13 protein-coding genes are annotated in these 22,208 nt (G+C 68.3%); 8 read left to right on the top strand and 5 right to left on the bottom strand.

All coding sequences use genetic code 11. From position 1 onward, the window contains the following. Positions 1–52: 52 nt before the first annotated feature. The 3 genes from BSZ40_RS07190 to BSZ40_RS07180 form a co-directional block, all read right to left on the bottom strand. On the bottom strand, positions 53–406 hold the full coding sequence (locus BSZ40_RS07190) for a hypothetical protein (RefSeq protein WP_073824649.1): 354 nt from the start codon (positions 404–406) through the stop codon (positions 53–55). Between the two features lie 96 nt (positions 407–502). Then, positions 503–1,603 (bottom strand): DUF6973 domain-containing protein, encoded by a 1,101-nt coding sequence (locus BSZ40_RS07185; protein ID WP_073824647.1) that lies wholly within the window; start codon positions 1,601–1,603, stop codon positions 503–505. Positions 1,604–1,656: 53 nt separating this feature from the next. After that, positions 1,657–2,013, bottom strand: coding sequence for a hypothetical protein (locus BSZ40_RS07180; protein ID WP_073824644.1), 357 nt, complete (start codon positions 2,011–2,013; stop codon positions 1,657–1,659). Positions 2,014–2,136: 123 nt separating this feature from the next. On the opposite strand from BSZ40_RS07180, the gene BSZ40_RS07175 reads away from it, so the two are divergent. Continuing rightward, the gene (locus BSZ40_RS07175; protein WP_073824642.1) at positions 2,137–3,459 is read left to right on the top strand and encodes a threonine/serine exporter family protein; all 1,323 of its coding nucleotides are present in this window, start codon (positions 2,137–2,139) and stop codon (positions 3,457–3,459) included. Between the two features lie 73 nt (positions 3,460–3,532). On the opposite strand, the gene BSZ40_RS07170 is transcribed toward BSZ40_RS07175, so the two are convergent. After that, positions 3,533–5,128, bottom strand: a complete 1,596-nt coding sequence (locus BSZ40_RS07170) for an aspartate:alanine exchanger family transporter (protein WP_073824640.1) — start codon at positions 5,126–5,128, stop codon at positions 3,533–3,535. A 328-nt stretch (positions 5,129–5,456) separates the two neighbouring features. Here BSZ40_RS07170 and BSZ40_RS07165 point away from each other — a divergent pair, with 328 nt between their 5' ends. The 7 genes from BSZ40_RS07165 to BSZ40_RS07100 all read left to right on the top strand — a co-directional run bounded on the left by BSZ40_RS07165 (position 5,457) and on the right by BSZ40_RS07100 (position 19,249). Beyond that, entirely contained in the window at positions 5,457–7,247 is a 1,791-nt protein-coding gene (locus BSZ40_RS07165; protein ID WP_073824637.1) for an acetolactate synthase large subunit, read from the top strand. After that, positions 7,244–7,765, top strand: a complete 522-nt coding sequence (ilvN, locus tag BSZ40_RS07160; protein WP_073824635.1) for an acetolactate synthase small subunit — start codon at positions 7,244–7,246, stop codon at positions 7,763–7,765. Before BSZ40_RS07165 ends, ilvN begins: the two co-directional genes overlap by 4 nt. Before the next feature lies 1 nt (position 7,766). Further along, positions 7,767–8,789: a ketol-acid reductoisomerase gene (gene ilvC, locus BSZ40_RS07155; protein ID WP_187343213.1), complete on the top strand. Its 1,023-nt coding sequence runs from the start codon at positions 7,767–7,769 to the stop codon at positions 8,787–8,789. Positions 8,790–8,851: 62 nt separating this feature from the next. Continuing rightward, positions 8,852–9,880 (top strand): 3-isopropylmalate dehydrogenase, encoded by a 1,029-nt coding sequence (locus BSZ40_RS07150; RefSeq protein WP_084542699.1) that lies wholly within the window; start codon positions 8,852–8,854, stop codon positions 9,878–9,880. Positions 9,881–9,899: 19 nt separating this feature from the next. Continuing rightward, on the top strand, positions 9,900–11,039 hold the full coding sequence (locus tag BSZ40_RS07145) for a branched-chain amino acid aminotransferase (RefSeq protein ID WP_073824628.1): 1,140 nt from the start codon (positions 9,900–9,902) through the stop codon (positions 11,037–11,039). Positions 11,040–11,306: 267 nt separating this feature from the next. Next, positions 11,307–14,861 (top strand): family 20 glycosylhydrolase, encoded by a 3,555-nt coding sequence (locus BSZ40_RS11315; protein WP_084542698.1) that lies wholly within the window; start codon positions 11,307–11,309, stop codon positions 14,859–14,861. A 122-nt stretch (positions 14,862–14,983) separates the two neighbouring features. After that, entirely contained in the window at positions 14,984–19,249 is a 4,266-nt protein-coding gene (locus BSZ40_RS07100) for a discoidin domain-containing protein (RefSeq protein WP_158020876.1), read from the top strand. 178 nt (positions 19,250–19,427) lie between these two features. Here BSZ40_RS07100 and BSZ40_RS07095 read toward each other — a convergent pair whose 3' ends face one another. Then, positions 19,428–22,127, bottom strand: a complete 2,700-nt coding sequence (locus BSZ40_RS07095; RefSeq protein ID WP_073824625.1) for a DEAD/DEAH box helicase — start codon at positions 22,125–22,127, stop codon at positions 19,428–19,430. Positions 22,128–22,208 lie beyond the last annotated feature (81 nt).

Raw genomic sequence — 22,208 nt, 5'->3', positions numbered from 1 at the left:
ATCTCGGCGGTCAGTCTAGTGCAGGGCCACAGCCGCAAAGCTGGGGTGCTAATCACAGGGTGAAGCGCAGCAGCTGCAAATGCTCCGTCTCCTTTTCGACCCGCACCGTGTCCGGGTACAGCTTGCCGGAATCAGCGGCCACAAAGACGTCCAGCGGCAGCATGATCGCCCGCACCACCTGCCCGTCCTTCTTAAAGACGAACAAGTTGGTGGAGTTCAGGTAGAACTTGTCTTGGGTGAGGCGCTGACCGAATACCTCCTCAATCTTCGTCGCGGGGGTGCCCTCGGAGACAAAACCGAACTCGTCCCACTCGAAATCCGTCAAGGACTTCAGAGGCACGCTCTCTCCTCCGTCCCGGTACAGGGCAGATAGTTCATCAGTCAGTTTGTCATCCGAGGTCAGCATTACTTTCTCCGAGGTAGCGCAAGCGGGAAGCAGGAAAAAAACGAAAAGGAACGCAGAGAGGCGAAGAATAGTTTTCATGGTCGGGTGCCTTCCTGGTTAATAGTTGGGGTAAGCATCCGGGGTGCCGGGGTCAGCTCCGGGCAGCGGGGCTTCGGTGGTGTCTGGCGTGCCGGTTTGCCCCTCCTGGACCCGATCGCTCCACTCTAAGTTGCCAGACCCATCAACCACCACCACCTTGCCGTCACGCACCGCCTGCTCCACCAGCCCAGCCAGCTCCTCCGGGCTGGCGTTCGGATTGTCGCGCGCGATCTGCACCCCGACACTGTTGTTGTGCAGATCCATCGCCTCCCGGGTGGGCGGGTTGTCTGGACCCTGCTCGTGTGCGGTGGTGTACTGGCTCGCCCAGTCTGGGCCAAACCTCTGGGTCAACAGGGCGCTCCAGTAGGCGTGCCGAAAGGCATCATGGTGGTCGTCATTGGCCGTGCCATTGGGGAAACGATCAACCGCAGCTGCCATGGCGTCTTCCTGAATGCCCTTAAAGTCGCGCTTCTGGAGGAGGCTGAGCCCGTCAAGCATTCGTGCCTCAGTCTCGGTCAGCTTGTAAGCTTCAGACCAGGGCAGTGGCTTCCACTCGACCATTCCGACTTCCTGCACCTGGTACTTTCGTTTAATGTCCGCCAGGCTGGGGCGGCCACTCGGATCTGTTTGCGGCAGTGCCCCCTTCGACGATGCCCCACTCAGCCGGGCCGTGTCGATATTGGCTAGGGCTTCGCAGTAGGTCTGATCGACCTCGGTCGCACACCGCATCGCCTCAGATATCGCGGCTGCCAACACCTCAGCCTCTGCCTGCACCCGGATGATGTCCGCCGGGGAGGCGGTTGGGGGCAGCGACCAAGAGACCGTGCCATCGGCACTGGCTGTGACGTTTGCCTGCTGCGCGGCCAGTGACTGACAGTTGCGCACCAGCTCCTGGACACTGGCCACCCCGCGCGCCGCCGCATCGGTCGCGGTCTGCAGCTTCGCTACCTCCTCACTAAGCAGCGTCAACTCGTTAGTCAAAATGGCGAGTCTAACTTTAATGGCCTCGGCGGTCAGTCCCGTGGAACTAACTCTCCGCAAGGCGTCGGCAGAATCTCGCGAGAGGTCTACCAACATGTGTCGGGCGTTTTGCAAATCATCTAACGCTTCGTGCAGCATTTCCGGATTCCAGTTTTGGATATCTGACCATGTTAATGACATGTTCGCACCTGCTATTCCTCGGTTGGGAACTGGGGGGAAAGGATGCCGATAGTGGCGGAGTCGAGCGCCCTCTGTCCAGCAAGTTGCTGGTAAGTAGCCACCATCTTGTCCTCAGCTTGCGCGAAACTGTCTATCGCGATTAGCACCTTGTTGCTGAACTCCGTGTACTCCTGCGTCAGGTGCGTGGTCGCGACGCGCAGGGCGTCTGCGGTGTCTGCGGCGTTCGGCGCCGCCGCAGACCCCGGCATCGCCGCCGCGACTTGCGGCAACGCGAGCCGAGACGCCGCCGACTCCGCATCCCGTCCAATAGCTGCCGTCGAGTCCTGCAGACTCTCCAAGTCGCCTACCGGGAGGAAAATCTCTTCCATGCGCGTGCCGTCGCTTTCAGTAGGAGGGAACCACTAAACCGATGCTAGCGGCTGGCTGTGTGGACGGTGGGGAAACCAGACAGCAACTCGCGGGCGCCACCGTGCCCGGGGGACAATGGCGGCATGGGAAGGAAACGCCGGGCCGCGCGGCCCTCCGACGATCTGGGCCCCGACCGCCTCATGCGCCAATCGGCCGTCGTTATGCGGCTAGGGCAGCTGCTGCAATCGTGCGGCGCGGGCTCCTATCGCATCAAGGCCTCGATGGCCCGGGTGGCGGCCGCCGTCGGCCTGGACCGGCACGAGGCCCTGGTGACGCTGACGGAGATCACGACGACGTCCTACGCCGGGGACTACTTCCGCACCGAGGTCAGCGAGCACCGCCAGGTCGGCACCAACGCCCACCGGTTGGATGAGCTTGGGCGCCTGGTGGCGCGCGTGCGCAAGGGGACGCGCGTGGAGGAGGTGGAGGCCGAGCTGGACCGGATCGCCGCGCTGGCTCCGCTCTACCCGTGGTGGATTAACGCCCTGGCGGCGGGCCTGGCGTGTGCCGGGTTTACCTACCTCAACGGGGGGACGTGGCTGGAGTGTCTCGTCGTCGTGCTGGCCACCAGCGTCGGCCAACTGCTGCGGCGGGCCATGTTGGAGCGGCGCCTGACGCACTTCGCGGTGTGGCTGGCGGCCGGCTTCACGTCGGCCACCATTTACGTGGCCATCGTGGGCGCCCTGCAGGCCGCCCAGGTTATCGACACCTCCCACCACGCCGGGGTGGTCTCCACCATCCTGTTCCTCATGCCCGGCTTCCCGCTGGTCACCGCCATGCTGGACCTGCTACGGCACGACTTCTCCAGCGCCCTGTCGCGCGCCGCCTACGTGCTGACCGTCATGACCGCCACCGGGTTGGCCATCGGCGCCGCCACCAGCCTGTTCCACTGGGACTTCGCCCCGCCCGCCGAGACCGGCGGGGCTGCCGCGCCGCTGGCCGTCTTCGCCCTGCGGGCGCTGGCGTCCTTCGCGGGCGCCTACGGGGTGGCACTGCTCTTTAACTCGCCGCAAAAGGTGGCGCTGACCGCCGGGGTGGTGGGGGCCCTGGCTAACCCGGCGCGCCTAGCGGTGGTGGAGGCCGGGTGGGCGGCGTGGCATGTGGGCGTGGGGGCCGCCGCGTTCGGTATCGGGATCTTGGCCACCATGCTCTCGGCCCGCTCCAGCTACTCGCGCGTCACCCTGTCCGTGCCCGCCATCGTCATCATGATCCCGGGGGCGCCGTTCTACTTCGCGCTGTCGGCCTTCGACGCCGAAAACGTCCCGGCGGCCCTGGATCAGCTGGCCACGATCGCGTTGGTGATTGGCTCCATCGGCATCGGCCTGGCCCTGTCCCGCATCGTCACCGACCCCGGCTGGCGGCGCGACACCGCCACCTCCACCCTGCCGCAGCTGCGCGACCTGTAGCCGCCCGGGCGCCTCCGGGGGCGGAGAAAAAGGGGCCGCCAGGCAGCAACCTGGCGGCCCCTGCTGTTTCCCGCTAGGTGAGCATGCCCAAAATCTGGGCGGTGAGAATCTTGCCGATCATGGCCACCGGGTAGGCCATGGCGTAGCCGAGGGCCACGCGCGGGTCGCCGTTGGTGCGCTGGTTGGCAAAGGCCAGCACGGCCGGTTGGGTCTGCACGCCGCCGAGGAAGCCGGCCAGGCGGGTGCCGCCCATCTTGAAGAGCCACCGCATCGAGAAGAAGATGCCGACCGCTACCGTGGTGGTCACCGCCATCCCGAGGACCAGGATGTTCACCCAGGAACCGGAGGTGAAGGCGTTGGCGATCTGCGAGCCAGCATTGGTGCCGGCGTAGGCCAGGAACATGAGCAGCCCCAGCTCGGCCAGCACCATGGCGGCGGTGTGCGGCAGGGCCGTGACCACCTTGCCCACGCGCCCGAGCTTGCCCATCACCAGCCCCACGATCAGGGCACCGGCGGCGGCCCCGATGGAGAACTGGCTGCCGCCCGGCAGCGGGATCGGCAGGTGCCCGATGACGTAGCCCAGCGCCACGCCGAGGCCGAGCATGATCGGGTTGATGTCGGACAGCCCGCGGGCCGAGTCGCCAAAGAACTTGGTGATCTCTTTCATCTTGCCGGTGGGGGCCACCACGCGCACGCGGTCGCCCTGCTGGAGCACCAGACCGGAGGTCGCGGCCATGTCGATGTCTCCGCGCCGGACCCGCGACAGCGTCGCGCCGAACTGGCCGTCCAGGTTCAGGGAACCGACGGTGCGTCCGGCCAGCTTCGGGTCGGACACGGTGATGCGGCGGAAGTCCAGGTAGGAGCGGTCGGCCAGGAGCGAGTGGGAAGAGCCGTGGCCAAGCTCGTTGATGATCTGGGTGATGGCTTCCTGCGGGCCGACGACGGTGACCAGGTCATCCTTGTCGAGAGTGTCGGTCATCTTGGGACGGGAGATGGGGCCGGTCTCGCCGCGGCGCAACCGGGAGAAGGTCACCTGTCCGCCGAGCTTTTCGTGCAGGTCGCCGATGGTGGGGTGGTCGGCGCGCTCGACCCGGATCGTGCGGTTGGCCACGGGGGAGGGGGTGTCCTTGTCGCCCCGGCCCACCAGGAGGGCCAGGTGGCAGGCGATCAGCATGCCGAAGACCCCGAAGAGGTAGGAGATCGAGTAACCGACGGTGGCGGTGGCGGGGTCACCGGAGGACTGCCCGGCCGCCGCCAGGGCCGGGGTGTTGGTGATGGCCCCGGCGAAGGTACCCGCGATGAGGGGCACGTCCATGCCCAGCAGCTTGCCCAACCCGAAGGCCACCCCGCCCCCGGCGATGATGACGGCCACCATCGCCACGATGGGACCGGCGGCGGTCTTGAGCACGTTGAAGAAGGTGGGGCCGGAGGTGATACCGATGGCGAAAGCAAAGATCGCCAGGCCGAGGATGCCGATGTCGTGTTCGATGTGCAGCTCGTAGCCGGCGGCCAGGGCCCAGGCGGTCAGGCCGATGCCGACGAAGAGCACGGCGGCTGCCCCCAGGGAAATGCCTTTTACCTTGATGTGGCCGAAGGCCATACCCAGGCCGAGTAGTACGAACAGCAACAGCACCTGGCTGTCTGCTAGCTCGCGGAAGATCAGGTTCATCGTGTTAACTCCGAACGAAGCAGGTGAGTAAACGGGGCCAGAAGGCTCGTCAGTTGTTTCTTTAAGTATCTAAGGCGCCGCCCGGGCCAAATCGTGACTACCGTCCCGGGGGCGCGTGAAGCTCGTTACCCCCACTCGCAGACCGGACCGTTGTCCCAATATGTGGACGGATGGAGGGTGGTGGTGACAGCCTTTCCGGCCCCCGGCTACCATGGCGCTCATGCAAATCCTCGTCGTTAGCTAGCGCGGCACCGGCCGCGCGCCTCCGCCACGCAAGTGCCGGGGGTTTTTGTATGTAGCGACACGGAGTACGTGGGGAGGAAACGGCATGGGCTCTACCGCCGACAAGTCCGCCAGCCCGCCCGAGCGCATGACCGGCGCGCGCGCCGTCATTCGCTCGCTACAGGAGCTGGGAGTAACCGACGTCTTCGGCATGCCGGGCGGGGCCATCCTGCCGATTTACGACGAAATTTTCGCTTCCTCGCTTAACCACATTCTCATCCGCCACGAGCAGGGCGGCGGGCACGCCGCGGAGGGCTACGCGCACGCCACCGGCAAGGTGGGGGTGTGCTTTGCCACCTCCGGCCCGGGGGCCACCAACCTGGTAACCGCCCTGGCCGACGCCAACATGGACTCGGTGCCGGTGCTGGCCATCACCGGGCAGGTCGGCCGCCCCGCGATGGGCACCGACGCCTTCCAGGAAGCCGACATCGTGGGCGCCACCATGCCCCTGACCAAGCACTCCTTCTTGGTCACCAACCCGCAGGAGATTCCCCAACGGATCGCCGAGGCCTACCACCTGGCCTCGACCGGGCGGCCCGGCCCCGTCCTGGTGGACATCCCGAAGAACATTCAGGCCGCCGAGATGGACTTTTCGTGGCCGCCGACCCTCGACCTGCCCGGCTACGCGCCCCCCAGCGCGCCCGCCGCCGAGAAAATCACCGACGCGCTCGACCTCATTCGGGCCGCCAAACGCCCCGTGGCCTACGTCGGGGGCGGGGTGGTGCGGGCGGGCGCCTCCGCCGAGCTCGCCGACTTCATCGCCGCCACCGGGATGCCGGTGGTCACCACCCTCAACGCCCGGGGCGCCTTCCCCGACTCCGACCCCCTGAACTTCGGGATGCCGGGCATGCACGGCACCGTCGCCGCCGTCGGCGGCCTGCAGCGGGCGGACCTGTTGGTCGCGCTCGGGGCCCGCTTCGATGACCGCGTCACCGGACTGCCGACGTCGTTCGCCCCCAAGGCCAAGGTCATCCACGTGGACATTGACTCGGCCGAGATTCACAAGATCCGCCGGGCCGACGTCGCGGTCGTCGCCGACGTCAAACCCACCCTGGCGGCGCTCAGCGCCGCCGCCACCGCCGCCAACGCCACCCACGGCCGCACCGACCTGGCTGCCTGGGTGGCCCAGCTCAACCGGATCGCCCAGACCTACCCACTCGGGTGGACGGCAACCTCGGACGGGCTGCTCGCGCCCCAATACGTGATCTCCCGGCTGGCCGAACTGGTCGGGCCGGACGGCATCTTCGTCGGCGGGGTGGGGCAACACCAGATGTGGGCCTCGCAGTTCCTGCGGTTCGAAAAGCCCCGCACCTGGATCGCCTCCGGAGGGCTTGGCACCATGGGCTTTTCCCTGCCCGCCGCCATGGGCGCCAAGGTGGCCTGCCCGGAGCGGGAAGTGTGGGCCATCGACGGGGATGGCTGCTTCCAGATGACCAATCAGGAACTGGCCACCTGCGCCCTGAACGGCATCCCCATCAAGGTCGCCCTCATCAACAACTCCTCCCTCGGCATGGTGCGCCAGTGGCAGACCCTGTTCTACGACGGGCGCTACTCCAACACCGACCTGCACACCGGCGACTACGTCGAGCAAGCCATCCCCGATTTCGTCAAGCTCGCGGAGGCGTACGGCTGCGCCGCGCTGCGGGTCGATGACGAGGCCGGGGTGGACGACGCGATCGCGCAGGCGCGTGCCATTAACGACCGGCCCGTCGTCATCGACTTCCGGGTCAGCCGCGACGCGATGGTGTGGCCGATGGTGGCCGCGGGGGTGTCCAACGACGAAATCAAGTACGCGCGCGACATTGCGCCCGTGTGGGATGAGGAGGAGGCTCCGTGACCGGCCTGCAGACCCTGTCGATCCTGGTGGAAAACAAGCCAGGTGTGCTCACCCGCATCTCCGCGCTGTTCGCCCGCCGGGCATTCAACATCCACTCCCTGGCGGTCGGCCCCACCGAGGACCCGGAAATCTCCCGCATCACGGCGCTGGTGGACCCGGACCCCAACACCCTGCGCCAGCTGCGCAAGCAGCTGGACAAGCTCGTCAACGTGCTCGAGGTGCACGTGCTCGACCCGGAGTCCTCCGTGCAGCGCGAGCTGCTGCTGATCAAGGTGGCCGCCAACGCCGCCAACCGCACCTCGGTGCTGGAGATCGTCTCCCTCTTCCGCGCCCACGTGGTCGACGTGCACAACGAGTCCATCGTCATCGAGACCCTCGGGTCGCGCTCCAAGATCGCTGCCCTCATCGAGGCGCTGACCCCCTACGGCATTACCGAAATCGCCAAATCCGGTGCTGTGGCAATCACGCGCGGCCCGGCCTCGCTTACCCAACAGTTCAAGGAGAACAACCGTGGCTGACATGTTCTATGACAACGACGCTGACCTGGCCGTGCTCGCCGGGAAAAAGGTGGCCATCATCGGCTACGGCTCCCAGGGCCACGCCCACGCGCTGAATCTGCGTGACTCCGGGGTCGACGTCGTGGTCGGGTTGCGGGAGGACTCCCGCTCGCGCGAGGCGGCCAGCGAACAAGGATTGGCGGTGGCCACCGTCGCCGAGGCCGTCAAGGCGGCCGACGTCGTCATGATTCTGGCACCGGACCAGGTGCAGCGGCGCCTGTACACCGAGGAGATCGAACCGAACCTCAAGGAGGGGGCCGCGCTCTTCTTCGCCCACGGCTTCAACATCCGCTTCGGCTACATCCAGCCCGGCCCGGGCCACGACATTGCCATGGTGGCCCCGAAGGGGCCCGGGCACACCGTGCGCCGCGAGTACGAGGCCGGGCGTGGCGTGCCCGTGATTGTGGCCGTCGAGCAGGACGCCTCCGGCCAGGCCTGGCCGCTGGCGCTGGCCTACGCCAAGGCCATCGGTGGCCTGCGGGCGGGCGGCATCCGCACCACCTTCACCGAGGAGACGGAAACCGACCTGTTCGGGGAGCAGGCGGTGCTCTGCGGGGGAGTGTCGCAGCTGATCCAGTACGGTTTCGAGACCCTGACCGAGGCCGGCTACCAGCCGGAGATCGCCTACTTCGAGGTGCTGCACGAGCTGAAGCTGATCGTCGACCTCATCTGGGAGGGCGGCATCTCCAAGCAGCGCTGGTCTGTCTCCGACACCGCCGAATACGGCGACTACGTCTCCGGGCCGCGGGTGATCGATCCGCGCGTGAAGGAGAACATGGCCGCGGTGCTCGCCGACATCCAGTCCGGGGCTTTCGCCAAGCGCTTCATCGACGATCAAGACTCCGGGGCACAAGAGTTCAAGCGCCTGCGGGCCGCGGGCGAAAACCACCCGATTGAGGTCACCGGCCAGCAGCTGCGCAAGCTTTTCGCGTGGTCCGCGCAGCAGCGCGACGCTGACTACACCGACGGTTCCGTCGGTCGCTAACCCTCCCCAGGAGGGGCGCTAGGCGCCCCTCCGCCGCCCCGCTGGAAGAAACCGAGATCCGCGTGAAGTTAGCTCTTATTCCCGGTGACGGGATCGGGCAAGAGGTAGTGCCCGTCGCCCTGACCGTTTTGCAGGCCGCCCTCGGCCCGGACGTCGCGGTGCAAACCACAGAGTTCGATCTGGGTGCCCGCCGCTACCTGGCCACCGGCCAGGCCCTGACCGAGGCTGATCTGGCCGAGTTGGCCACCCACGACGCCATCCTGCTGGGAGCGATCGGGGACCCCGCCGTTGCCTCCGGCGTCCTGGAACGGGAGCTGCTGCTCCGGCTGCGCTTCGCGTTCGATCACGCCGTGAACCTGCGGCCCTCGCGCACCTATCCGGGGGCAGGCAGCCCGTTGGCGGCCGCCCCGCCGATCGACTTGGTGGTGGTGCGGGAGGGCACTGAGGGCCTGTACTGCGGCAACGGTGGGGTGGTGCGGGGCGGCACCGACGCCGAGATCGCCACGGAGGTGTCCGTCAACACCGCCTACGGGGTGGCGCGGGTGGTGCGGGACGCCTTCGCCCGGGCGGCGGCCCGGCGCGGTCAGCTCACGCTGGTGCACAAACACAATGTGCTGGTGCACGCGGGGGGACTGTGGCAGCGGCTGGTGGACGAGGTCGGCGCCGAGTTCCCGCAGGTGCAAACCCGTTACCTGCACATCGACGCGGCGATGATCGCCCTGGTGGTGGACCCCGGGCAATTCGACGTGGTGGTCACCGACAACCTGTTCGGCGACATTTTCACGGACCTGGCGGCGGCCGTCACCGGAGGAATCGGGCTGGCGGCCAGCGCCAACATCAACACCGCTGGCACGTTCCCGTCGATGTTCGAGCCGGTGCACGGTTCGGCCCCCGACATCGCCGGGCGCGGGGTGGCTGACCCCGTGGCGGCGATCTTGTCGGCCGCTTTGCTGGCCGCACACCTGGGCCAGCCGACGGCGGCGGCCCGCATTGAGGCGGCGGTGGCCGCGCACTTGGCCGCGCGGGGGAGCCAACCGGTGCGCACGGAGGCGGTGGGCCGCGATATCGTGGCCCGGCTGGGTGAGGCATAGAGCAAGAGGAGACCGGGACATGGAGATGACCGAGCTGGAACGGGCGGCAGCGGCGGTGCCACCGCGGGCCGACGAGTTGGCTGGCAGGTTTCCGGTGTCTGGGCCGGTGCCTGTCCGCAGTCAGGCGGAGCGCGCGGCGGTCTTTGCTGACCTGGGGTTTGGCACCCAGTTTTCCGACCACGTGGCGCGGGCAACGTGGACGGTGGATGCTGGTTGGGGGCAGCGGCGGTTAGTGGGCTACGGTCCGCACCGCCTCGACCCGGCTGCCTCCGTGCTGCATTACGGGCAGGAAGTATTTGAAGGCTTGAAGGCCTACCGGCACGCCGATGGGTCAATCTGGACGTTCCGGCCGCAGTGGAACGCGGCCCGGCTGCAGGCCTCGGCGCGGCGGATGGCACTGCCGGAGCTGCCGGTGGAGGACTTCTTGGCCTCGCTGGTGGATCTGGTGCGGGCCGACGCCGACTGGGTGCCCGCCGCGGCGGGCGCTGCGCTCTACCTGCGTCCGTTCATGTACGCGGCCGAGCCGTTCCTGGGGGTGCGGGCGGCGCACACCGTGGCGTACGAGGTGATCGCTTCCCCGTGCGGCCCGTACTTCCGGGGCGGCTTTACCCCGGTGTCTATCTGGATCACCCGCGATTTCCACCGGGCGGGCCCCGGCGGCACGGGCGCGGCGAAGACGGCGGGCAATTACGCAGCGTCGCTGTTGCCCCAACAGCAGGCCGCGGCCCGGGGCTTTGACCAGGTGTGCTACCTCGATGTCACCAACACCTACTTGGAGGAACTGGGGGGCATGAACGTGTTCGTCGTCGGCGCTGACGGTGTGGTCTACACCCCGGCGTTGACGGGCACGATCCTGGAGGGGTGCACCCGAAACTCGATTATCACCATGTTGCGGGACCAGGGCAGGCAGGTGCGGGAGGAGCACTTGTCGGTGGAATGGTTGCGGCAGGGACTGGCCAGCGGCGCGCTGACCGAGATGTTTGCCTGCGGTACGGCGGCGGTGGTCACGGCCATTGGTCGCCTGGCGGGCGACGACTTCGACACCGTGATCGGTGATGGCCAGCCCGGTCCGGTGACGGAAGCAACCTACGCAGCCTTGACCGCGGTGCAGCTGGGGCAGGCGCCTGACCCACATGGGTGGATGTATCGCCTAGCTTAAGCGCTGCCCGTCCGGTGGTCGCACCGGGCCAGTGCCTGCGGTGCGCCCCGCGCTGCCCCAGCCGCCGCGCGGCGGGGCAGCGCGGGCTTTGCTGCGCCCGGACAGGCCCGCAGCGGCACACTAAATCCGATCTATTTTGCGCATAACCCCTTGCCAGTGAGCTAATTTGCTCAGAAAATAGGGGGAGAGACTCGGCGCGGATGTCCAACGACGGACACCCACGCCGGTCTGACAGGTCGATGGAGACTGCTCGTGAAGGAGAAACGGATGCGCAGCAGCTATAGACAGCGTCTGCACCAGGCAATAGCCGCAACTGCGCTCTTGGCGCTCATGCCCGCCACCGCAGCCGTGGCCCAGGAAGCTGACCGCAATCTGGCGTTGCGGCAACCGGTCGTTGCTTCCGGCCAGGAGGTGGCAGACAGGTGGGGGCCGGACAAAGCGGTCGACGGCGATGACGGGGCCGGAGGCACTGCCAATCAGGTGGCGGCCGACGCCTCCCGCTGGTCTGGTCCCGGCGACCCAAACGCCCACCTGACGGTGCAGCTCCCGGGCCACGCGGTGGCCAAGCGGGCCCGCGTGCAGTGGGCGGGGGCCTGCGCTACCGAGTATCAGTTCCAGTACTCCACCAACGGCCAAGCCTTCCTGCCCGCCTCCGCGCGGGTGGTCAAGACCGGCGCGGAATGCTTCAAGAAGTCCATCGAGACGCCGCTGACGATCCCCGCCGGTGTGCACCCCACCCACCTGCGCCTGCAGGCCTTCCAACTGCGCAACGAGTGGGGCCCATCCCTGTGGGAGTTGGAGATCTGGGGCACCGGTGACGTGGCCGCCCCTCCGACCCCGGCCCCGTCGACGGACCTGAGCGCTATCGTGCCCCTCCCGGTGAGCGTGCAGGCAGGGGAAGGCGAGTTCACCCTTGCGCCCGCCGCCCGCATCGGCTTCACCGGGGGCGGCGAGTTTGCGGCCAATAACCTGGCCCACGTGCTGCGCTACTCCACCGGCTACGCCCTCCCGGTGGACGAACAGGGGGACATCCAATTCGTCCTCGATCCCAGCCGCTCGGCTGACGGCGCGGAGGGCTACGCGCTGGAGATAACCGACGCCGGGGTGACGATTACGGCCGCCACCGAGGCCGGGCTCTTCTACGGTTCGCAGTCGCTGCTGCAGCTGTTCGGCCCCTGGGCCACCGCCGGGGTGGAGGTAGTGGGGCCCTGGCGGGTGCCGACCGGCACGATCGTGGACAAGCCACGCTACGCCTACCGCGGGGTCATGGTCGATGTGGTGCGCTCCTTCTTGGACAAGGGCGAGATGCTGACCATCATCGAGGAGATGGCGGCCCTGAAGCTGAACAAGTTGCACCTGCACCTGACCGATGACCAGGGTTGGCGTATCGAGATCACCAACGACGGCAAGGCCGCGGATGACCCAATTGACTACCGGCTACTGACCGACGTGTCGGGCAAGACCGCGGTGGCGGCCGGCAAGTGGGCCCCGATCTCCAGCGAGCCGAACGCCCCGCAGGAGGGCGGCATCGGCCGGGTCCCGGGACGGCCAGGTTTCTTCTCCCAGGCAGACATCCGGGAGCTGGTCGCCTACGCCCGCGCCCGCAACATTGAGATCATCCCGGAGATTGACGGCCCGGCGCACTCCAATGCCCAGCTGCACGCCATCGCGGAGCTGAACGGCGGCGGCTCCTTCCCGGTGGTGGCGCCGGGGCAGACCACGCCCGCCATCACCGACACGTCCGTGGGGGCGGCCAACATGGGGGCGCGCAACGAGAACACCTACAAGTTCCTGGGCCACGTTTTTGACCAGGTCACGGAGATGCTGCCGGGCAGCTATCTCCACGTGGGCGGCGACGAGGCGTTCAATATCTCGGCCCCGGATTACACCACGTTCATGACCCGCACGATGCCGCTGATCACGCAGCGGGGCCGCGTGCCGATGGTGTGGAACGAGGCGGCCGCCCACCTGGATGCGCTCCCCGACGGGACGGTCATCCAGTATTGGAACGGCAACGCTAATAACGTGCGGCAGGCGGTGCTCGCCGGGCGCGGCATGAAGGTTGTCATGTCGCCGGCCTGGACCACCTACTTCCCGCAGATCCAGTCCCGGCAGTTGGGTGGGCCGTCGTGGGCCTGCGGTGGGGGATTGTGCGACATCGAGAAGTTCTACAACTGGGATCCCTCGCACTCCGGCCCGGCCGTGGGGGACGAGCACACTCTCGGGGTCAGTGCCGCCATGTGGTCCGAGCACACCCGGGGACTGACTGACACCCAGTTCTGGATGTTCCCGCGCCTGCTCGCCACCGCCGAGGTGGCCTGGACTCCGCAAAGCGCCCGCAGCTTTGGTGACTTCGCCCAGCGGGTTGCGCGCCGCGGCACTGCGCTGACTGTCAACGACATCAACTTCTACGGCGATCCGAAGGTGCCGTGGCAGGTGCAGCTGCGTGGGGACGCGCAGGTCGATGACGGCTACCTGGCCTACCTCACCGGACCGGTGGCGGATCTGGCGGCGGCGACGGTGAGCGTGCGTGACGCGCACGGCCAGGCGGTGCCCGCCACGGTGGAGGGGGTGGCTGCGGCCGATCGTGCGGCAGGTCTGGCGCGGCCCGGCGACCAGGTGCCGCGGGCGGTGAACTCGCTGTTCGCGGTGTACACGGAGCAGGACGAACTAGCGGGGCCGCTGCAGGTAGAGGTGCGCGTGGCGGGGCAAACGCTGACCACGACCGCCACCTTGGGCGAAACGACTGCGGAACCGACGCCTACCCCGACGCCGACGCCGACTCCGACGCCAACGGCTGAGGAACCGACCCCCACGCCGACCCCGACCCCCACGCCTACCCCAACGCCAACGGCTGAGGAACCGACCCCCACGCCGACTCCGACGCCAACGGCTGAGGAACCGACCCCGACCCCGACCCCGGCTCCTGCCGTGCGGTTGGCGGGCAAGAACCGGGTAGAGACCGCCATCGCGGCGGCCCAGGACGGCGGTTACACCCCCGGGGTGGCGCTGTTGGCCACCGGGCAGAACTACGCCGACGCCGTGGCGGCCGGGCCCCTGGCAGGGGCGTTGGACGCCCCGTTGTACTTCACGGTCGGTGACCAACTGGAACCGGCAGTGCTCCAGGCACTCTTGGAGGCCAAGGTCACCAAGGTCTACATCGTCGGCGGCACCGGTTCGGTCAGCGAGCTGAAGGCCCGGGCGCTGCGCCTGGCGGGCCTGGAGGTAGTGCGGGTGGCCGGGGCCAATCGGTACGCCACGGCAGGCGCCGTGGCCGGTGAGCTGGGCAAACTCGGCCACCAACCGGCCAAGTTCTTCCTCGCTTCCGGTGGCTCCTACGCCGACGCTCTCGGGGCGGGGGTGGCCGCCGGGCGGCACGACGGGGTGGTGATCCTGACCGACGGTGGTCGCCTGCCGCACGCCTCGCGCCAGCTCTTGGCCGCCGCCCCCCAGGTGCCGGTGGTGATCGTCGGGGGACAGGCAGCCGCGGTCGCGCAAGATCCGGCGGTGGCCGGACGGCAGATGGAGGTGATCGTCGGCGCCAACCGCTTCGCAACCGCCGCCCAGCTACACCACAAGTACAGCCAGGATGCCACCAAGCTGGTGGTCGCTTCCGGGTTGAACTTTGCCGACGCCTTGGCCGCGGGGGCGCGCGCCCTGGCAGACGATGGGGCACTGCTGTTGGTGCAGCCCACCAGCATCCCTGCCCCCACCCGCGCCGCCCTGGCAGGCTCGCAGTTCCGTGCCGTGGAGATCCTCGGCGGGCCCGCCACTATCAACGACAAGGTGGTGAACGAACTGAACCAACTGTTACGTCGCTAACACCCAATCAGCGGTAGCGACATTCAGGTGGGGCGGGGCGGATTTGCCCGCCTCCCCCCACCCTCGATCTGTCAACGAAGACCAGAGAGAAGATGATGCGCACCAACCACACCGTTCGAGTTATGCCAGCCATGGGGTTAGCGTTAGCGCTCTCCTTGTCTGCCGTGCCCAGCGCTCACGCCGACCCGGTAGCCCCGCCTGCCGTGCCGACAGCGGTGGCCAGCGGCATCGCCTACCCGGGCCAGGCCCCGGGGGTTGCCACCGCCACCGCGGCGGAGCAACAGTTCACGCTCAGCAACGCGGTCATTGCCGCCACCTACGACTTCACTAGCGGCCAGCCGCTCCTCGCCGCGGTCTTGAATAAGGAGACTGGGCAGGCGGTGCCGCTGCAGTCCTCGCCTGTCTTGCGTTTCTCTCTCGGCGGCACCGAGTACGACCTGACCGGGGCCACCGTCGTCGACCAGCCCCGGATTGTCGACCTTGCCGCCACCGCCGATTCTCCGACCCTCGCCCTGCGCCACGCCGGTAAGGCACTCACCGCCACCTACCGGGTCGATGCGGGCGCCGCCGGGCAAGTCGATGTCACGCTGCAGGCCGAACTACGCGACGAGGCCAACTACGTGCGGCAGGTGGTAAAGATCGCCCCGGCAGGCGAGACGCCGCTGCCCATCACGGCGTTCACCGTGCTCGATGCCCCCGCTACCGCGGCGGCCGTGGAGGGCCGCGACGCGGGCTACCCGATCACCTTCGGGGAGGAAGGGGCCCGGACCGCGTGGATTGGCCTGGAAAACCCAATGGCCAGTGCCTCGGTCGAGGGCGGGCGGGCCGTGCTCTTCCTGGAGCGGGCCGGACACGTGCGCAAGGCCGAGCCGGTCGAGTTGGCCACCACCGTCGGAGTCAACGTCGCCGGGCAGCAGCGGCGCGCCTTCGCCTATTACCTGGAGCGTGAGCGGCCCCACTTCCGGCGGACCTTCCTGCACTACCAGTCCTGGTTCGACCTGAAACCGGGTGATGCCGGCACCGACGTGCTGACGATGCCCGCCACCGAGTTGACCAGCGCCATCGACCTGTTTGGCACCCAGTTCACGAGCCGGGGCGCACAACTGGACTCCTACTGGATCGACGACGGCTGGGACTACCTGCGCGACCCGCGCGTGAGCGACGAGTCCGACATGCACGTGTGGGACTTTGACCCCGGCCAGTTCGGCGACGGTTTCGCCGCGCAACGAGCGGTGGCGGAAAAACACGGCGGATCGCTGTCGGTGTGGATGAGCCCGTTTGGTGGCTACGGCACCTCGGCGGCCCGGCGGCAGGCCCTCAACGCCTCCAAGGAAGGCGACCAGGTGTTGGAGACCTACGGGGGCCGCCAGTTCAAGCTCTCCGGCGAGAAATACTTCTCCCACTTCCGCTCGCAAGTGTTCAACATGATGGACAACCACAATGTCCAGGGCTTCAAGTTCGACGGTATCGGCGGTGGCCTCTACCAGACAGTGCCAGCGGCCACCTATCGGGCGGACTACGAGGCCATGTTCCGGCTGGCGCGCGACATGCGCGCCCACCGCAGCGACGTGTTCATCAACACCACGGTCGGCACCTGGGGCTCGCCGTACTGGATGTGGCACTCCGACTCGATTTGGCGCGACGGTCACGACGCCGCCAAGGCGGGGGAGGGCCCCGATCAAGAGCTGTACGTGTCCTACCGGGACGGGGAGGTCTACCAGAACTTTGTCGTCGAGGCACCGTTGGTGCCGATCACCAAGCTGATGAACCACGGGTTCATCTTCTCCAACCGGGCCCCGCAGTTCGCGGCCAACCACGACCTGGGCCGGCCGGAGACCCGCCGCGCCCTGGCAGCCGACATGCGCAACTACTTCGCGATGGGGCTGGAGTTGCAAGAACTCTACGTGCGCAACACCCTGGTCGACCCCGCCCGCATCGGGGAGGAAAACGCCGACTGGTTCTGGGACGAGTTGACCCGCAACGCGAAGTGGGCCCGCGCCAACGAGGCCCTGCTGGCCGACGTCCACTGGGTGGGCGGCGACCCGCGGGCGGCCGAGGTGTACGGTACCGCCGCCTGGAGTAACGCCACCGGCAGCGAGCAGGCCATGCTCATGGTGCGCAACCCGGCCGCCCGCCCGCAGCACTTCGCGTTCGCGCCGGGGGAGGCATTTGAGTTGCCCGCCGGGGCGCACGGCACCTACCGGTGCGTGGAGCGCGATGGGCAGGCCGAGCCGTTCGTGGCGGGGCAGGCCCACCCCTACTACGTGACCTTGGAACCCTTCCAAGTCAAGTTGTTCGAGTGTGCACCGTCGACCGAGGCCCCGACGGACTCCGCCGAGCCCGAGTACTCGCCCGAGTTCAACAAGTTGCCCAAGAACGGCTGGCAGATCGTGGCTTCCAGCGAGGAGACGCAGGGCGAGCCGGGGCAGGCCAGCCGCGCCATCGACGACAACGCCTCCACCATCTGGCACTCGCGTTACACGCGGCCCACCACCGGCCCGCACTGGCTGCAGGTCGACATGCAGCTGGCTAACGAGGTATGGCGGCTCGGCTACACCCCGCGTCCGGGCGGGGGCGGCAACGGCCGTTTCAAGGACTTCGAGTTGTTGGTTTCCGCCGACGGCACCGAGTGGCGCACAGCGGTGGTGGGGCAATTCCCCAACTCCGAATCGACCCAGTTCCTCACCCTGCCGGAGGAGTTGCGCACTTTCCGCCACTTCAAGCTGGTGGGCAAGAACACCCACAACGGCCGCGACTTTGGGGCGGTGGCCGAGCTGACGGCCTACGGGGTGGCGGGCGAGGACCCGTTCCTCGATCGCACCGGGTGGCAAGCCTCCGCCGACTCTGAGGAGACGCAGGGCGAGGCCGGGCAGGCCAGCCGCGCCATCGACGGCAGCGTCGGCACGTTTTGGCACACGGCCTACCACCCGAGCATCGACCCGCTGCCCCACACCCTGACCCTGGACATGCAGTACGTCGCCTCGGTCGACGGCCTGCGTTACCTCCCGCGCCAGGACGAGGGCACCAACGGGGTGATTCAGGACTACCGAATCGAGGTCAGCGCGGACGGGGACGCGTGGCAGGTGGCGCACGAAGGGCAGTTCACCGATAAGAACGCCGCCCTGGTCACCTTCGATCCCGTCACGGCGCGGTACGTGCGGCTGGTGGCGCTCTCGGCTCAAAACGGCGGCCAGTTCGCGGGCGCGGCCGAGGTGGATGTGCAGGGGCAGTACCTGTTCCTCACCCCGCCCGCGCAACTGGAGATCGATGATCAACCGGGAACCGGGGCCGACTCCTTCCTCATTCCCGAACTGCCGGGCATCCGCTTCCTCAGCAACGGCAACGACATCGCCGCTGGTAAACACGTGGTGCCTGCCGGGACGGAATCGGTGCTGATCCAGGCCGCCCCGCAGCCCGGCTACCGCTTCGTTCCCCAGGCCAAGACCGACTACCAGCTGACCTTCTCCACCGCGGGCAGCAACGTCACGCACACCCGCCTGGCGGGCCGGGACCGCGTCGACACCGCGATCGCGGCGGCCCAGGACGGCGGCTACACCCCGGGCACGGCACTCCTGGCCACCGGCAACAGCCACGTCGATGCGATGGCCGCCGGGCCGCTGGCGGGCGCCCTGGATGCGCCGATCTACTTCTCCACCAGCCCGGACTTCTTGGAAGTCAAGGTGTTGGAGGCCATGCGGGCGGCCCAGGTGCAGAAGGTCTACATCGTCGGCGGCGAGCACTCGGTGCCGGTGGCCAAGGAACTGGCCCTTAACTACGCGGGCATCGAGACCGTCCGGGTGGCGGGCCAGAACCGCTACACCACCGCCCAGGCGGTGGTCGCGGAGACCAGCAAGGTGCGGGGTAAGGAACCGCAGGCGTTCTTCATCGCCTCCGGATCCTCCTACGCCGACACGCTCGGGGCCGGGGTCGCGGCCGGGCGCTCCGGAGGCGTTGTCATCCTCGCCGGCGACGGCACGCTGCCGTCCGCCTCGCAGGCCATGTTGGCCCAGGCACCGCACGTCCCGGTGGTGCTGGTCGGTGGCCCGGCGGCCCAGGTGCGGCAGCATCCAGCCCTCGCGGGGCGTGAGGTCACCACGGTGGTGGGGGCCAACCGCTTCGAAACGATGAGCAAGCTGCACGCGGCCTACGCTGCGGACGCCACCAAATTGGTGGTGGCCACCGGCTTCGGTTTCGCTGACGCCCTGGCCGCGGGCTCCCGGGCGTTGGCCGACGACGGCGCGCTGCTGCTGGTCGAACCGACCCGGGTGCCCCCGGCCACCGCGCAAGCCCTAGCGGGCGGTAAGTTCCGCAAGCTAGAGATATTGGGCGGCCGGGCCTCGGTGCACGACGAGGTAGCGCAGGCCTTGCACGCGGCCCTGCAAAACTGAGGGGCGTGGGGTGGGGGCGGCCGTGGTCGCCCCCACCCCACGTTTCGGTCGCCGCAGTTGGCCAAGTTGGCTGCGGTGGCGCCCCGCGCCGGGAACTCCTCGCCCTAGGCTGCCCCGCCCGCGCGTCGTATCTTGGCAGGGCCGGTCAGGTGCGCGGGCGGGGCGGCCAACATTCGTCTCAGCGGGGCCCCACCCACAGCAGCCGCAGCACCGGGGCCAGGGGCGCGCCCGCGGGCGCGGCGGCGGCCGCCGCGTCGGTGGCGGGCAGATCGACTAGGGCCACCAGTTGCCAGTCGCAGGCCTCTGCGTCGTCAACCAGGGTTTGGGTGGCCAGCCAGGCGCGTCCGGCGCGGGCGGCCTCCGCCAGCGTCGTCAGACGCTCGACCCCGAGGTCAGCCAGCCCAGCGGCCAGCAGCGCCGCGGTGTCCACCTGCTCGACCAGGGTGAAGTAGTGGCCCCCGCGGGCGCGGGCGGTGGTGTCTATCCACTCGTGCTCGTCCCAAAACGCCCCCAGCGCGGCATCCCAGCGGTCGTAGTCCCACCCGGCGGACTCGTCCAGCCGGGCCAGGCCCGCTACATCGTCACGGGCCGCCAGTTCAACCCGCCGGAACATGGCCGTCCGAACCGCCGCGCGCAGGGCGTGCGGGTTGGTGCTCGGCCGCACCCGGCCGTCCGCGTCGGCCCCAAATGCCACCTCGCCCACGGGGGAGGCCCCACCCGGCAGGCGGTCGACTTTGCCGTCGCCGTCCTCGTCCTGCCCGAGCTTCTCCCACTCGTCCAACAGGGAGCGGTCCACCGCCCGCACCAAGGTGCCGAGCCAGTCGATGATGGCATCCACCTCGGCGGTGTGCCACGCCGCCGGTACCCCGCGCCGCAGCGTGCGGTAGGCGTCGGTCAAATACCGCAGCACCACCCCCTCGCTCCGCGCCAGGTCATACCGGGAGATCAGGTCGGAGAAAGTCATCGCGTGCTCAATCATGTGGCGCACCACCGACTTCGGGGCCAGCTCGTTCTCACCCACCCACGGATGGGCGGCACGGAACATGGCGAAGGCCGGTTCCAGCAGCTCGGCCAGGGGCCGCGGCCAGGTGACCTCCTCCAGCGCTTCCATGCGGGCGTCGTAATCGAGGCCTTCAGCCTTCAAGGCCCCCACCACCCGGCCCTTCTCCTCCCGTTCTTGCGCCCACAGCAGCGGCCGCGGGTCCTCCAGGGTGGCTTCGAAGACGGAGACCAGGTCCAGGGCGTGGGTGGGAGCGTCGGGGTTGAGCAGGTCCAGGGCAGCCAGGGCGAAAGGCGCCAGAGGTGCGTCCAGGGCGAAGCGCTCGGGCAGCTCCGCGGTCAGGCGCAGCCGCGGGCGACCGTCGGCGGCTGCCGTGGCGCTGGAGACATGCTCGACGAGTCCACCGGCCTTTAGGGTGGCATAGATCCGCACGGCCCGCCGCACCAGCTCATTGCGGTCGCTCGGAGGTTCGTGATTGTCGGTCAGGAGCCGAGCCAGGACCTGCACGGGGTCGCTGGCCGGGCGGGCGAGCACCGACAGGAGCATGGCGGCCGTTATCTGCAGCTGGCTGGTCAGGCGCTCCGGCTCGGCGTCGCGTAGGCGCTCGAAGGTCTTATCGGTCCAGTTGACGTGGCCCTCCGGTGCCTTCTTGCGCACTATCTTGCGGCGCTTGCGCTCATCGTCACCTGCCTTGGCGAGGGCGGCGGCATTGTCGATGACGTGCTGCGGGGCCTGCACGACGACGTTCCCCTGCGTGTCGAAACCGGCGCGCCCCGCCCGGCCGGCGATCTGGTGAAACTCGCGGGCCGTCAGGTGGCGCTGCTTTTGCCCATCGAATTTCGTCAAGGCCGTAAACACGACGGTCCGAATCGGGACGTTGATGCCCACGCCCAAGGTGTCGGTACCGCACACCACCTGCAACAGGCCGGCCTGCGTCAGGCGCTCCACGAGTCGCCGGTAGCGGGGCAGCATGCCCGCGTGGTGCACCCCGATGCCGAGTTTTAGCAGCTTGGCCAACTGGCGGCCGAAAGCCGTGGAGAACTGATAGTCGGCCAGCTCCGCGGCAATCGCTTCGCGTTGGGCTTTGGTGGCTACCGGCACCGAGGTCAGGGCCTGGGCGCGTTCCGCGGCCTCCCGCTGCGAAAAGTGCACGACGTAGACGGGGCCGAGTCCCGTCTGGGTCAAGCGGGGCAGCAACTCCCCGATGGGCTCCAGGGAGTACTCGAAGCTGAGGGGCACTGGTCGCTCGGCTCCGGTCACGAGGCTGACGGGCCGGTCGGTGCGGCGGTGCAGATCCTGCCGCAACCACTCCACGTCCCCGAGCGTGGCCGACAGCAGCACGAACTGGGCTTGGGGCAGGGTCAGGAGCGGCACCTGCCAGGCCCAACCGCGCTGCGGGTCGGCATAGAAGTGGAACTCGTCCATCACCACCGTGCCCACGTCCAGCCGCTCGCCCTCCCGCAGGGCCGCCAGCGCGAGGATCTCGGCGGTGCAACAGATGATGGGGGCGAGCGGATTGATACTGGTGTCGCCGGTGAGCATGCCAACATTGCTTGCCCCGAACAGGGCCACCAGCTCGAAGAACTTCTCCGACACTAGGGCCTTGAGGGGGGCCGTGTAGTAGGTGCGTTCATCCTTGGCGAGGCTCGCCAGGTGGGCGGCGGCGGCGATCAGGGATTTGCCCGAGCCGGTGGGGGTGGCGGCGATGACGTGATTACCGCTGATGATCTCCAGGGCGGCCTCCTCCTGGTGGGGGTAGAGGGGACGGCCGGTGCTCGCCGCCCAGTCGGCAAACCCCGCCAAGAGCTCGTCGTCGGCGAGCGGGCCGTCGGCGGCGTCGAGGAGGTCATCCAGGAGAAGATTGAGGTCAGCTGCCATAGGTACATCGTTCCAGAAAACCGCTTGTCCAGTATGCAAGCAGTATTCCGATGCGCGGACAATGCTGGGTATAAAGCTGGA

It is taken from the genome of Buchananella hordeovulneris (genome assembly GCF_001907235.1).
Taxonomy (GTDB): domain Bacteria; phylum Actinomycetota; class Actinomycetes; order Actinomycetales; family Actinomycetaceae; genus Buchananella; species Buchananella hordeovulneris.
This window is presented reverse-complemented; position numbering and strand designations above follow the sequence as displayed.

Bases quoted from the DNA above. Each gene is read 5' to 3' on its own strand.
- BSZ40_RS07190 (WP_073824649.1), bottom strand. From the start codon at position 406: ATGCTGACCTCGGATGACAAACTGACTGATGAACTATCTGCCCTGTAC.
- BSZ40_RS07185 (WP_073824647.1), bottom strand. From the start codon at position 1,603: ATGCTGCACGAAGCGTTAGATGATTTGCAAAACGCCCGACACATGTTG.
- BSZ40_RS07180 (WP_073824644.1), bottom strand. From the start codon at position 2,013: ATGGAAGAGATTTTCCTCCCGGTAGGCGACTTGGAGAGTCTGCAGGAC.
- BSZ40_RS07175 (WP_073824642.1), top strand. From the start codon at position 2,137: ATGGGAAGGAAACGCCGGGCCGCGCGGCCCTCCGACGATCTGGGCCCC.
- BSZ40_RS07170 (WP_073824640.1), bottom strand. From the start codon at position 5,128: ATGAACCTGATCTTCCGCGAGCTAGCAGACAGCCAGGTGCTGTTGCTG.
- BSZ40_RS07165 (WP_073824637.1), top strand. From the start codon at position 5,457: ATGGGCTCTACCGCCGACAAGTCCGCCAGCCCGCCCGAGCGCATGACC.
- ilvC (WP_187343213.1), top strand. From the start codon at position 7,767: ATGTTCTATGACAACGACGCTGACCTGGCCGTGCTCGCCGGGAAAAAG.
- BSZ40_RS07145 (WP_073824628.1), top strand. From the start codon at position 9,900: ATGGAGATGACCGAGCTGGAACGGGCGGCAGCGGCGGTGCCACCGCGG.
- BSZ40_RS11315 (WP_084542698.1), top strand. From the start codon at position 11,307: ATGCGCAGCAGCTATAGACAGCGTCTGCACCAGGCAATAGCCGCAACT.
- BSZ40_RS07100 (WP_158020876.1), top strand. From the start codon at position 14,984: ATGCCAGCCATGGGGTTAGCGTTAGCGCTCTCCTTGTCTGCCGTGCCC.
- BSZ40_RS07095 (WP_073824625.1), bottom strand. From the start codon at position 22,127: ATGGCAGCTGACCTCAATCTTCTCCTGGATGACCTCCTCGACGCCGCC.